The organism is Prevotella merdae (genome assembly GCF_900290275.1).
Lineage (GTDB): Bacteria > Bacteroidota > Bacteroidia > Bacteroidales > Bacteroidaceae > Prevotella > Prevotella merdae.
Window position 1 is genome coordinate 196,692 of sequence record NZ_LT985324.1, and the last position, 13,042, is coordinate 209,733.

8 protein-coding genes are annotated in these 13,042 nt (G+C 44.6%); 1 reads left to right on the plus strand and 7 read right to left on the minus strand.

Annotated features, from left to right (window positions below; translation table 11 throughout):
• Window positions 1-114 precede the first annotated feature (114 nt).
• A complete protein-coding gene (locus C9991_RS07245; protein WP_198643765.1) occupies window positions 115-333 on the minus strand; it encodes an AEC family transporter in 219 nt (72 codons plus the stop codon).
• A gap of 158 nt (window positions 334-491) precedes the next feature.
• On the minus strand, window positions 492-989 hold the full coding sequence (locus tag C9991_RS07250) for a very short patch repair endonuclease (protein ID WP_106811924.1): 498 nt from the start codon (window positions 987-989) through the stop codon (window positions 492-494).
• A 121-nt stretch (window positions 990-1,110) separates the two neighbouring features.
• Here C9991_RS07250 and C9991_RS07255 point away from each other — a divergent pair, with 121 nt between their 5' ends.
• Complete coding sequence (locus C9991_RS07255; RefSeq protein WP_106811925.1) at window positions 1,111-5,985, plus strand: RecQ family ATP-dependent DNA helicase; 4,875 nt, start codon at window positions 1,111-1,113, stop codon at window positions 5,983-5,985.
• A 66-nt stretch (window positions 5,986-6,051) separates the two neighbouring features.
• Here the strand turns inward: C9991_RS07255 and C9991_RS07260 are convergent, their stop codons facing one another.
• The 5 genes from C9991_RS07260 to C9991_RS07280 all read right to left on the minus strand — a co-directional run bounded on the left by C9991_RS07260 (window position 6,052) and on the right by C9991_RS07280 (window position 13,023).
• The gene (locus C9991_RS07260; protein ID WP_106811926.1) at window positions 6,052-7,305 is read right to left on the minus strand and encodes a M56 family metallopeptidase; all 1,254 of its coding nucleotides are present in this window, start codon (window positions 7,303-7,305) and stop codon (window positions 6,052-6,054) included.
• Window positions 7,302-7,715: a BlaI/MecI/CopY family transcriptional regulator gene (locus C9991_RS07265; RefSeq protein ID WP_106811927.1), complete on the minus strand. Its 414-nt coding sequence runs from the start codon at window positions 7,713-7,715 to the stop codon at window positions 7,302-7,304. The genes C9991_RS07260 and C9991_RS07265 overlap by 4 nt, the downstream gene beginning before the upstream one ends.
• 374 nt (window positions 7,716-8,089) lie before the next feature.
• Window positions 8,090-9,271, minus strand: a complete 1,182-nt coding sequence (locus C9991_RS07270) for a clostripain-related cysteine peptidase (RefSeq protein ID WP_106811928.1) — start codon at window positions 9,269-9,271, stop codon at window positions 8,090-8,092.
• Window positions 9,272-9,375: 104 nt separating this feature from the next.
• Window positions 9,376-12,087 (minus strand): valine--tRNA ligase, encoded by a 2,712-nt coding sequence (locus tag C9991_RS07275; RefSeq protein WP_106811929.1) that lies wholly within the window; start codon window positions 12,085-12,087, stop codon window positions 9,376-9,378.
• A gap of 153 nt (window positions 12,088-12,240) precedes the next feature.
• Entirely contained in the window at window positions 12,241-13,023 is a 783-nt protein-coding gene (locus C9991_RS07280) for a Cof-type HAD-IIB family hydrolase (RefSeq protein ID WP_106811930.1), read from the minus strand.
• Between the last annotated feature and the right edge of the window lie 19 nt (window positions 13,024-13,042).

Below are 13,042 nucleotides of genomic sequence, written 5' to 3' on the forward strand. Positions count from 1 at the left end.
TGTGGGATAATGGCAGTGTTTTGGGGTTTGGTATCATTCGTTTGGGATTTATGTAATGTATATTTCGATATTAACACCATGTGCCTATTTTTTAGGATGTCACTTAGACAGAAATTAGGTAAGAAAACCTACTCCGAGTAGAGGTAAGATTAATGTGCGGTCGGGCAATTCCTTACCCATTACCGACGACAGAATCAATGCCGGACACGTGATGTCAATAACTATTGATGATAACTTCTGGTCGAATCGGTCGCCCATGTAGCCAAGCTTGCACAAGGTATAGCCCAGCACAACAATGATGAATAGAATCACCATTACTTCGATGTTTTCCATATAGCTGTTGTTTTTTACCATTTGCTGTTACCGCATCCGTCTGTAGGCAGATCATTCGGATCGGTATAGCCATTATTATCATAGCCATTATGCTCACACAAAAAGTAATAGGATCGTTTTCTTCCTTGTTTCATTTCATTTTATAGGTTTATTCTTTGTCAAGGAATATTATGGGGTTCCGCCGCCATGCTGCTCTCTTCCTCAGGCAGTTGGTAGCGGTGTGTAGTGTGGTCGTTAAGGAATATATGGTTGAGTGTGAAAGCCAGCGACTCCAATGTCTGCTGCCGTATAGCAGGCTTTAGTTGGCACTCCCATATCGTGATGCAGTGCCATCCCATTTCGGCAAGCCGTTTTTGTTCCTTTCGGTCACGCTCGCGGTTGCGTTCTATCTTAGCATGCCAGAAGTCGGTGTTGGTCTTGGGCAATCGGTAGTACTGGCAACCCTCATGTCCATGCCAGAAGCAGCCGTTGACAAACACCACTGTGCGATACTTGCGCATTACAATGTCGGGACGACCGGGCAGGCGGGGATGGTTCAGCCGATAGCGAAATCCTCGGCCGAACAAGTAGTGCCGCACTATCAACTCCGGCTTTGTATCCTTGCTGTGTATAGACGCCATACAGCGATGGCGTTGCTCACGTGTCATCTTGTCCATTGCAGGAGACAAAGGTATACATATTTTGTGACTTTTCTACAAGAATGTTATTATGTTCAATATTATTTATTAATTTTGTATCATATATATTATTCTATTAATATGAACCTTTACCACTATTATGTCACTTTGGAATAGAATCTTAGATACAATAAATATAGGTGCTGCTTCACACTCTGCCGACAACGACATCACGTCCTTTACACGTGATGCCGACAGCTATGCCTTTGTGGACGTGGAGGTTGGCGTAAAGAATCATAAGATTCAAGACATTGGAGCGTTGCGCCATGATGAGGCTACTTTTCACAGGAATTCCAAGGCTGACTTGCTAGATTTCTTGTCTGATATAGATTTTGTGTGTGGTCATAACATTGTGCATCATGACGCAAAATTTCTGTTTGGCGATAAGAGGCAGCGATGGGCACTTGTTGACACTCTGTATATGTCGCCCTTGTTATTTCCCGAACGACCCTATCATCGACTTGTGAAGGACGACAAACTGATGAGCGACGAGATAAACAATCCTGTCAACGATTGTGAGAAGGCACGCGAACTACTATTTGATGAAATAGCCCATTGGCGTAGTTTGTCTGAAAGGAGGCAGCATATCTATGCCTCATTGCTCATTGGAATAGAAGAGTTTGACGGTTTTATGCAGATGGTAGGGGCAGAGAGCAATGCCAATGATTCTTTAGTAGAACTGATACAGGCTGAATTTTACGGCAAGATTTGTGCTAATGCCGATATTAAGACATTAGCAGTAAAATATCCTTGTGCGTTGGCATACGCCTTAGCTTTAATTGACACTACCGACCAACGATCGGTAACTCCTGCTTGGGTGTTGTACAATTATCCTGAGGTGGAGTACGTTATACGCCAGCTTCGGCATACACGTTGTGCTGTTGGATGTGAATACTGTAACCGACAGCTTGACGCCCGCTATAACTTGAAGCGCTTCTTCGGATACGACTCGTTTCGTACTTATGATGGCGAGCCTTTGCAGGAAAATGCCGCATGTGCTGCTATTGACGGCAAATCATTGTTGGCGATATTTCCAACAGGTGGAGGCAAATCGCTTACATTCCAATTGCCTGCTTTGATTGAAGGAGGTAGTGTACATGGATTGACAGTAGTAATATCTCCATTGCAGTCGCTCATGAAGGACCAGGTAGACAATCTTGCCGACCGTGGCATAACAGACGCGGTGACCATCAACGGATTGCTCGACCCTATATCACGCTCGCTTGCTATAGAGCGTGTGCAGAGCGGTGATGCTTCGTTGTTGTATATATCCCTCGAGATGCTTCGCTCGAAGACCATAGAGAAGATACTCATGGCTCGTCATGTGGTGAGGTTTGTCATTGACGAGGCACATTGCTTCTCGGCTTGGGGACAGGATTTTCGTGTTGACTATCTGTATATTGGCAAGTTTATCAAGGAATACCAAGAGCGTAAAGGTGTCGACATACGCATACCAGTGTCGTGTTTCACGGCGACGGCAAAGCAGAAAGTGGTTCAAGATATATGTGATTACTTCAAGCATTGGCTTGGTATCGACCTGCAATTGTTTGCCTCGTCGGCTTCAAGAAAGAATCTGCGTTATAAGGTGATACACGTCGATACTGATGACGACAAGTATGCGCAACTTCGAGAACTTGTGCGGATGGCATCATGCCCGACTATTGTATATGTGTCGCGCACGAAGCGCACACACGAACTCGCTTCGAAGCTCACTCGCGACGGAATGAAGGCTCTGCCGTTCAACGGCAAGATGGATTCTGACGAGAAGATAAAAAATCAGGATGAGTTTATGTCGGGTAGGGTGGATATTATCGTGGCGACATCGGCTTTCGGCATGGGTGTAGACAAGAGCGATGTAGGTCTTGTTGTCCACTACGACATTTCAGACTCGCTTGAGAACTACGTACAGGAGGCTGGACGTGCTGGACGTGACCCAAATCTCACGGCACAATGCTTTGTGCTATACAGCGATAACGACCTTGACAAGCATTTCATTCTGCTCAATCAGACGAAACTCAGTCTTAGTGAGATACAGCAGGTGTGGCAAGCCGTAAAGAGCTTTACACGCCAGCGTCAACGTGTGTGTTGTTCGGCGCTCGAAATTGCCCGACAGGCAGGTTGGGACGACTCTATATCGGACATAGAGACTCGTGTGCGTACTGCTCTTTCGGCGCTTGAGCAGAGCGGTTATATAGAGCGTGGCAACAATGTGCCGCATGTTTATGCCACGGGTATTACTGTTAAGAACATGGATGAGGCACGTCGTCGCATCACCGCTTCGTCGCTGTTCGAGAAGGACGAGGTGGAGAAGGCTGTGCGCATAATAAAGTCGTTGATTTCGCAGAAGCATATCTCAAAGGCACTGGACTCTGAGGCAGAGTCGCGTATAGACTATCTTGCAGATATTCTTGGAATGAACAAGAGAGAGATTGTATCTGCTGTAGAGCGTATGCGTCAGGAGGGAATACTTGCCGACAGTAAGGACATTTCGGCTTATATGCAGGATGTAGGTTCGGAACGCAAGGCTAAAAACTTGCTTGAGTATTTTGCTCAACTTGAGGAATACATAATAAAGCATATTCCTGACGAATCGCTGCGCATATCTTATAAGCAGCTTAACGACAATGCTGTGCGCGATGGATTGGACAAGTCTACGGAGAAGAACATCCGAACGTTGCTTTACTTTCTTGCCGTGAAAGGTTACACTCGCAAGAAGGAAGATGTGTCGCGCAATATTGTGGTAAGACGGCAGTCGGATATGGAATCAACCTTAAAGCGATTTGAAAAGCGTCTGAACATCTGCCGTTTTGTCGTGGACTGGCTCTACCGTATGGCTGAGAGTATGGACGATGAGACAAAGAAGAGTGGGGCTGTACAGTTTTCGGTAGTAGAATTGCTTAATGACATTAAGACGGATGGACAATTGCTCTTCTTCGATTCTACAGATTTGCAGTTGGAAGATGTGGAGGAATCATTGCTCTACCTTTCTAAGATAGGAGCGTTGAAGCTCGAAGGTGGATTTCTTGTGCTCTATAATGCTATGGACATTCGCAGACTGAAGGACAATCGCTTGCGCTATAAGCAGGACGACTATCGTACGCTCAATGAATTCTACAAGCAGAAGATTCAGCAGATACATATAGTGGGCGAATATGCTAATCTGATGGTCAGCGACTATGACGCTGCCCTACAATATGTGCACGACTATTTTCAGATGGACTATCGCCAGTTCATCGGCAAGTATTTTAAGGGCAATCGTGTGAATGAAATCAACCGCAACGTTACTCCTGCCAAATACCGCGAGCTTTTCGGACAGTTGTCGGCTCGACAGAAAGAGATTATAGAGGACCGTGAGTCGCGTTGTATTGTAGTGGCGGCAGGTCCAGGCAGTGGTAAGACACGCGTTCTGGTGCATAAGCTTGCGTCGTTGCTCTTGCTTGAAGATGTGAAGCATGAGCAGCTGCTTATGCTTACATTCTCGCGTGCCGCTGCTACTGAGTTCAAGCAGAGACTGATGCAGCTTATTGGCAATGCCGCCCACTTTGTTGAGATAAAGACATTCCATTCTTATTGCTTCGACTTGCTCGGGCGTATAGGCAATCTTGATGATGTGAGTGGCGTTGAGGCAAAGGCTGCCGAGATGATAAACAATGGTGAAGTGGAGCAAAACCACATCGGCAAGACGGTGCTTGTGATTGACGAGGCACAGGATATGGACGGTGACGACTATGCTTTGGTTTCGGCTCTTATGTCGGTCAATGAGGATATGCGAGTCATTGCGGTTGGCGATGACGACCAGAATATTTATGAGTTTCGTGGTTCAGACTCGAAGTTTATGTTTCAGTTGAGTAAGGAACCGGGTGGACGTTTCATTGAGATGACTGAGAACTATCGCAGCTCACGCCTTGTTGTTGGAGCAGCAAACGATTTTGTCAAGTCGGTAAGGTATAGACTTAAGACAGCCCAGATTTTGTCGATGAGTGATGATGATGGTGAGGTAAGAATAACACGTCATATCTCCAAATACATGTTTCTGCCCGTTGCCGACGACATAATGAAGCGTGGCAATGGAACTACGTGCATACTGACGCAGACCAACGAGGAAGCGGTTGTTATGCTTGCGTTGCTGAACGGTCGCGGTGTAAAAGCCAAGCTGATACAGTCGTTGGAAGGATTGCGGTTTTCCAATCTGATGGAGATGCGTTATTTTATGAAGTGTGTTGACAGCAGAAAGCAGTCACCACTCATCGCTGATGAGGCATGGGAGGAGGCGAAGCAGAAGACTTTCAGCAAGTATGCTATGAGCAAGAGTCTGCAATACGTGCGTCGCTGCGTGGAGATGTTCGAGCAGACTAACCGTGCCAAATACTATAGCGACTTGCGAGAGTTTGTATTTGAGTCGTCGGTGGAGGATTTCTGTGATGTTTCAGATGCCGAAGTGGTGGTATCTACAGTCCATAAGTCGAAAGGTCGTGAGTTTGACAATGTGTATATGCTGATATCCGATAAATTCAATCACACTGACGATCTACTGCGTAGATATTACGTAGGAATAACCCGAGCTAAGCATAATCTGTATATCCATACCAATGGTGACGTATTCGACAGTATACATAATTGTCAGCGCATCATGGATTCTCATCAATACGCTGTGCCGGAGGAAATTGTGCTGCAACTCTCGCACAAGGATGTATATCTTGATTATTTCAAATATAGCAAACAGGAAGTTCTTGCCTTGCGTAGTGGTGACGAACTTACTTATAAAGCTCCATATCTGTGTTGTGCTCCAACAGGCAAAGCCATAGCCCGACTCTCACAAGGCATGATAGACAAACTTGCCAAATGGGAGACTAAGGGTTATAATGTTGCATCGGCAAGCGTACGCTTTATTGTGGCATGGAAATCAAAGAATGCAGCAAAAGAAGAAAAAGAATTGGCTGTTCTGCTTGCTGACTTGAAGTTGAGAAAGGTTTAAGTGTTAATACACAAAAAAGGGAATGTAAAAATACAGCAACAGTATTCTTACATTCCCTTTTCTCAATTATTTTTGTCTGAAGGTTATCGGCACAAAGTACTTCACATCAACGGGCTTGCCCTTTTGCTTGCCTGGTTCCCATGCTGGCATAGACTTAACCACACGCATAGCCTCGTTGTCAAGCACATCATATCCGGTTGACTTTTCAATGTAGACGTCGCTAACTGTTCCGTCTTTTCCAACAACAAATCCTACAACTGCTTTGCCTTGCTGCTTGGCTTTGACAGCAGACTCTGGATATTTCATATTCATCATAAGAAATTCCATCATTGCTTTGTTTCCGCCCTTAAATTCTGGCATCACCTCAACTTTGTCAGAGGATTTAATGTCAGACTGTTTTGTCTGCATATTGTTTGTTGATATGCTGTTTGCTGTGGTGTTTGCTGCTTTTGCCATACTGCTCATGTCTGAAGTGTTGGCAAATACGCTTACTGCCAGTGTTGCCACTGGGATAACGAACAATGCCTTGAGCATCATCCATCTGTTTGATTTTTTCTGGTTCATCATAATGATTCTTCGTTTTAGTGACTCTTTGTTAAGGTTGTTGGCAAAGGGCTGCAGACGATTGCCAACCGCCTTTATTACAAGAAATTGTTGATATTGTGTTGCATCAATGCCTTTGTTTAATACTGCCTCATCCACCTCAAACTCGTGTATGGCTTTCAGATTCTTGCCTATCAGCCACACGAAAGGATTGAACCACTGTATGATAGTGGCTACTTGAAGAATGATGAGGTCAATGTAGTGCCTTAAGCGTATGTGCTCCTGTTCATGTGTGAGTATGAACCCACGGTTGTTGGCATAGTCGTCGCGGCTCATCACTATGTAGTGGAAGAAGCAGAACGGACTTATTGTATAATCGGTAAGAACTATGGTGTTGCCTCTATTGTCGGCGATCTGCTCGCATTTGCGCAAACGCAGTATCAGAGAGGCTGTTTGAACCACTGTCATTGTGAATATAGCCACGACACCTATTATATATATACAGATCATGATGTCAGCCAAATTCCATATCGACTGTTCGCTTCCATTGCCGTCTATCATTATTTCTGGTAGTTGTACTGCTTGGCGAAGCATATTTACTGTTGGATTTGTGCCGCCCGTGAAGTGAATAAACGGAACAAAAAATGAAAGGATCAGACATCCAAGTATGATTATTCGGTTGAGCCGATGAAATGTCTCCTTCTCAAGCAATGGCATGATGCAAACGTATAGCATAGCCAATACCAAGGCTGATTTTATAATATAAGGTAGAATCATAGTTCTTCTGTTTTTGAATTGTCTCTTTTCTCCGTTCCTTTGTCTATCAGACTTAGTATCTCCTCCAGTTCCTCGTCCGAGATATTCTCTTCTTTCACAAAGAACGAAATGAGCGAGTGAAGACTGCCGCCAAAGAACGATTTCTTTACTTCCTTCATAGCATGACGTGTGTATTCGGCTCTTGTTATTAAAGGCGAAAACACGTATGTCTTGCCTCCACCATCGCGTTTATAAGATGTTACGTACTTCTTGTGCGTAAGAATTTTCATAAATGTGGCGATAGTGGAGTAGGCGGGACGTGGTTCGGGATAAACGTCTATTATCTCGTGCGTTGTCATACCACAACCTTTATCCCACAGAATATTCATTATCTGCATCTCGGCACGTGTTAATGTATTGAAATCTTTCATGTTTATATATGATTGAGGGGTTTATCTAATGTTTTAGATTTTCTATTGGCAAAGATACTTTAAATGCCCATTTGTTGGTTGCGGATACACACAAAAACTGTTTGTGGAATATCGATTTTAACGTATGTTGTTAGATATTAGTTTCGAATTATTAGATATTAACTGGCAATTAAATTAAAAAAAATGTCCCAACCCTTCATCACGAAGAGCTGAGACCCAGATAGCTAATTAATGAGAAAAAACTACGATGCAAAGATACGACTTTACTTTAGACAAAAAAAATCCATAGCGCATCTTTTATGTTTAAATTACTTAAAAGCGTAATTGTTTACCAATCCTTAAGACATTTCAACCAAGTTGAGGCGCGTTTAGGCTTAATGCGTGGCGTTCCACCAAGCTGTTTGCTTCTTTGTCTTAATGGCACTTGAATTAATCGAAGGGTCGGATATGGTAAGACCAGAGTATTCCTTAAGCTTCAGTGATTTATTTCCTGCCCCTGAGTATATCATGCCCGTTGTACCTTTATACGGCACAAGCTTATCAAGCAACTTTGTACCTTCTGCATAAGTGTTGGCATCATTGCCGCACAAAACACGCAGATAACTACCGAAGTCGAAGTAAACGGTAGGGTCGAAGTGTTCCACATCGAGGTCTTGTACATCGTCTATCTTGTCTATGTCGAAGGTGTGTGTGTTGTTGACCGTTTTCATAAATGTAGCCATCGTTTCTGTTTGGCTCAAATCGGTCACGGCAATAGTGCCATATGGCATAGGTTGGATTCCGCTTTTATATGTGATATAGAATTTAGTGAAGTCTTCGCATAGCGCTTCGTAGTTGGGATTGTCGGCAAGCATATACTTCAATATAAGGTGATATGGCATACCATATCCCATCATCTCGCTTGTGGAAGCAATGAGATAGTTGGATGATTCTCTCAGTTGGTAAGCCACTTCTATTCCCGACATATAGCAGTCGTCGAACAGTATGAAGTTCATCTTCATTCCAGCATTCTTTATACCTTCGTTAAAGTTGGATATATCTATAGGTATGGCTGTACCACCAAAGTAGCGTGTTTGAGTGCTTTTAGGTTTAGGCATCCATCCCTCTCCGTGGCAACCAATAATCATAGAGTAGTTGTCGGCAGGTGCCATTTGCTTAATGCTGGTAAGCAAAGATGTTATGCCGTCGGGTATTGTATAGTCGTAGTCGGTGTATGTCTTTAGGGTGTCGCGTTGGCATTTGCCTTTGTTTTTGTTATAGCCTATATATATAAGGTGGCTTGTCTTGATGTTCTCAGATATGAAGACAATAAGCTGCGAGTTGCCAAGTCCTTTCTCTTGTTCAATAGCTCGCTCCATGTCTTCAATGTTTCCCTTCAAGCTATAGTACAGACTATTGCCGCCATTGTTGTTGGCTGTATATGGCATAAATACAAACAAGGTGTTCTTAGTCTTGGTAGGCACAAATGGTTTTACCGGATTTACTGGATCGTCGTTACCGCCACACGATGCAAGGACGATGATGGCGAAAAGTATTAGGAAGAAATGTTTAAGCATATAAAGAAAGGGTTTTAAAAAGAAGAGGGTGTCAAAAGAGAAGTTAAAGGTAGTTGGGCATAGCCCAACTTCCTATAACTCCTATTTTGATACACCCTTTTATATTATTTATTTCTCAACGCTGCCAGCGATTCCTTCAGCGCTGCAATCTTCTCCTCAGAGTCGCTCTGCTTTTTGCGCTCCATGGCTACAACAGCCTCAGGAGCATGAGCTACAAACTTCTCGTTAGACAGCTTCTTCTTAACGCCTGCAAGGAATCCTTCAAGGTGCTTGAGCTGAGCCTCCTGCTTGGCAATCTCAGCCTCAACGTCAATCATATCGCCAAGAGGTACAGCAAACTCGTCTGTTCCTACCATGAAGGCAGAAGCAGTAGCGTCCTTCTCGGCCACTACATTAATGGCAGAAAGATTAGCCATTTTGCTGATGACAGAAGCGTAAGCCTCGAAATTGTTCTGACCTACAACCTGAAGCACAAGAGCATCCTTGTTAGGAATATTCTTCTGATTGCGCACGGTGCGCACGCCACCAACAATCTGCTTAACGCTTTCGATATCGTTTACCACAGCGTTGTCATCATCAGAAGGAACATCAAGTTTCAGTTCGGCACGCATAATTGATTCGCCCTCATTACGGTCATATATGTGCTGCCACAACTCCTCTGTGATGAATGGCATGAATGGGTGTAGCATCTTCAATAGAGTCTCAAAGAACGAGAGAGTCTGATTGTATGTTGTGGCATCGATAGGTGATCCGTATGCAGGCTTAACCATTTCGAGATACCAGCTTGAGAACTCATCCCAGAACAACTTGTATACAGCCATCAGCGCCTCTGATATACGATACTTAGAGAAGAGGTCGTTAACCTCGGCATTGGTTTGCTTAAGCTTAGCCTCAAACCACTTGGCTGCAATAGCATTAGCTTCAGGCTGTTCGCCTTCGGCTACCTGCCATCCCTTAACAAGGCGGAATGCATTCCATATTTTATTGTTGAAGTTGCGTCCCTGTTCACACAAGCTCTCGTCAAATAGAATATCGTTGCCGGCAGGAGCAGATAACATCATACCCATGCGCACACCGTCGGCACCGTATTTCTCGATAAGACCAATTGGGTCGGGCGAGTTGCCAAGACTCTTAGACATCTTACGGCCAAGTTTGTCGCGCACGATACCTGTGAAGTAAACATTGCGGAAAGGCACATCCTTCATATACTCCTCGCCAGCCATAATCATACGTGCTACCCAGAAGAAGATGATGTCTGGACCAGTTACAAGGTCGCTTGTTGGGTAATAGTACTTAATCTCCTCGTTTCCAGGGTTGTTAATACCGTTGAACAGAGATATAGGCCAAAGCCATGAAGAGAACCATGTGTCGAGAGCGTCCTCGTCGTGAACAAGCTGATCGGCTGTGATGTTCTCGTAACCCTTAATCTTGCGGGCTTCCTCAAGAGCCTCTTCCTTAGTAAGCGCTACAACATACTTCTCCTCTTCGCCCTCAGCTGTTGGGAGGAAGTAGGCAGGTATGCGATGACCCCACCAAAGCTGACGTGAGATACACCAGTCCTGAATGTTCTCCAACCAGTTGCGGTAGGTTGTTACGTATTTAGTTGGGTGGAACTTAATCTTGCCTTCAAGTACTGGAGGCAGAGCTATATCAGCAAAGTGCTTCATTGAGAGGAACCATTGCTTACATAGACGTGGCTCAACAGCCGTATCCTGGTTACGCTCCGAATAGCCCACCTTGTTGTCATAGTCCTCAATCTTCTCCATAAGGCCAGCTGCCTTAAGGTCCTCAGCAATCTGCTTGCGCACATCCATACGGTCCATACCTACGTACATGCCAGCAGCCTCAGATATGGTTCCATCTGGGTTGAAGATGTCGATTGTCTCAAGATTATGTGTCTTGCCAAGTGCGTAGTCGTTGACATCATGTGCAGGAGTAACCTTCAAGCATCCTGTACCAAACTCGATATCTACATAACGGTCTTCGATAACAGGAATAACGCGGTTTACTAAAGGCACAATAACCTTATGACCACGCAACCACTGATTCTTCGGGTCCTTAGGGTTTACACACATAGCTGTATCGCCCATGATTGTCTCTGGACGTGTAGTTGCAACAACAGCATAGTAGCGACCATCGGCATCCTGATGCAGAACCTCGCCCTCGCAACCTGTAGGTACAACAGGGTTTGTGTCGGTATCGGCTACATAGTAGCGCAAGTTAAACAGATGACTCTTCTCGTCACGATAGATAACCTCTTCGGTAGAAAGCACAGTCTGAGCCTTAGGATCCCAGTTTACCATACGCAGACCACGGTAGATGAGACCCTTCTTGTACAGGTCGACAAATACCTTGAGCACGCTCTCCGAACGCTCTTCGTCCATAGTAAAAGCTGTGCGATCCCAGTCACAACTTGCGCCAAGTCGACGTAGCTGTTTTAGGATAATGCCTCCATGCTCGTTAGTCCAGTTCCAAGCATGCTCAAGGAACTGCTCGCGTGTAAGGTCGCGTTTCTTTATGCCCTGTTCGGCAAGGCGGTTTACTACCTTAGCCTCGGTAGCGATAGATGCGTGGTCGGTGCCAGGTACCCAACAAGCATTCTTTCCCTCCATACGTGCTCTACGTACAAGGATATCCTGAATAGTATTGTTAAGCATATGGCCCATATGCAGCACGCCAGTAACGTTTGGCGGCGGTATAACGATAGTGTAGGGTTCGCGTCCGTCGGGCTTGCTGCTAAATAGCTTATTGTCAAGCCAGTACTGATACCATTTCGACTCCACTGCTTGTGGGTCGTACTTACTTGCTAATTCCATAAGTGTTTTTATTATTTATTTTTTTTCTTTGTTTTATTGCTTATGATCCATAAATTGGATATTCCTTGCAAAATTAGTAAAAAAGCGTGTAATTCGGCTATTAATATGCCACTATTTGCTGTATATATAGTATAGTAGGCTTTTTATTATCAACTAAATAATGCCGAAATGTCTAAGTGCATTGGCTATGCCATCCTCGTCTACGCTTGTAGTAACGTAGCTGGCATTGGCTTTTACCTTGTCCAAAGCATTGCCCATAGCCACACTTGTGCCAGCAGCTTTCAGCATAGAAATGTCGTTGCCGCCATCGCCAAATGCCATTGTCTCACTAATGTCTATACCAAGCTTCTGTGCTATGGCGCGTATGCCGTTAGCCTTATCGGCATTGCTATTGTTGATATCGCAGAAAGCTGGGTGCCATCGTGCCGATGCGCAACTCTTTAGCTGAGGCTTGATAATATCTTCTTCGTCCTCGGTTATGAAGGGTGTTATTTGCAGTACGCCCTGGTTTATAACCTCGTCCATAGACACATCAAACTTGTTGTAGGTAACGTTGAGCAGATTACGGAAGATATCCTCAAACCTTTCATCACGGTTTATAAGTTGTATATCCTCTCTTCCTACCACTACTGCCGGCAAGCCGTGTTGCTTGCAAAAGTCTATAAGAGCTTCCACTTCGGCTTTGGGTATAAGATCCTCGCGCACAACCTCGCCTTTGTAAGTGCATAGGGCGCCAGTGGCAAGGATATATCCGTCCATAAGATGTTCTACCTCGGGTATGTTGTTGAGCAATTGTATAGGTCGACCAGTGGCAATGAATAGCTTTACGCCACGTTTTTTTGCCTCTTCAAGTGCTTCAACTGTGGATGTGGGAATTTTGTGTGTGTTGAAACTTACAAGTGTGCCGTCAACATCAAAGAATAGTGCTTTAATCATATATATAGTACTCACGTTA

What these genes read in the sequence shown, in the direction of transcription:
- C9991_RS07245 (WP_198643765.1), bottom strand. Translation starts at nt 333, where the DNA reads ATGGAAAACATCGAAGTAATGGTGATTCTATTCATCATTGTTGTGCTG.
- C9991_RS07250 (WP_106811924.1), bottom strand. Translation starts at nt 989, where the DNA reads ATGGACAAGATGACACGTGAGCAACGCCATCGCTGTATGGCGTCTATA.
- C9991_RS07255 (WP_106811925.1), top strand. Translation starts at nt 1,111, where the DNA reads ATGTCACTTTGGAATAGAATCTTAGATACAATAAATATAGGTGCTGCT.
- C9991_RS07275 (WP_106811929.1), bottom strand. Translation starts at nt 12,087, where the DNA reads ATGGAATTAGCAAGTAAGTACGACCCACAAGCAGTGGAGTCGAAATGG.
- C9991_RS07265 (WP_106811927.1), bottom strand. Translation starts at nt 7,715, where the DNA reads ATGAAAGATTTCAATACATTAACACGTGCCGAGATGCAGATAATGAAT.
- C9991_RS07270 (WP_106811928.1), bottom strand. Translation starts at nt 9,271, where the DNA reads ATGCTTAAACATTTCTTCCTAATACTTTTCGCCATCATCGTCCTTGCA.
- C9991_RS07260 (WP_106811926.1), bottom strand. Translation starts at nt 7,305, where the DNA reads ATGATTCTACCTTATATTATAAAATCAGCCTTGGTATTGGCTATGCTA.
- C9991_RS07280 (WP_106811930.1), bottom strand. Translation starts at nt 13,023, where the DNA reads ATGATTAAAGCACTATTCTTTGATGTTGACGGCACACTTGTAAGTTTC.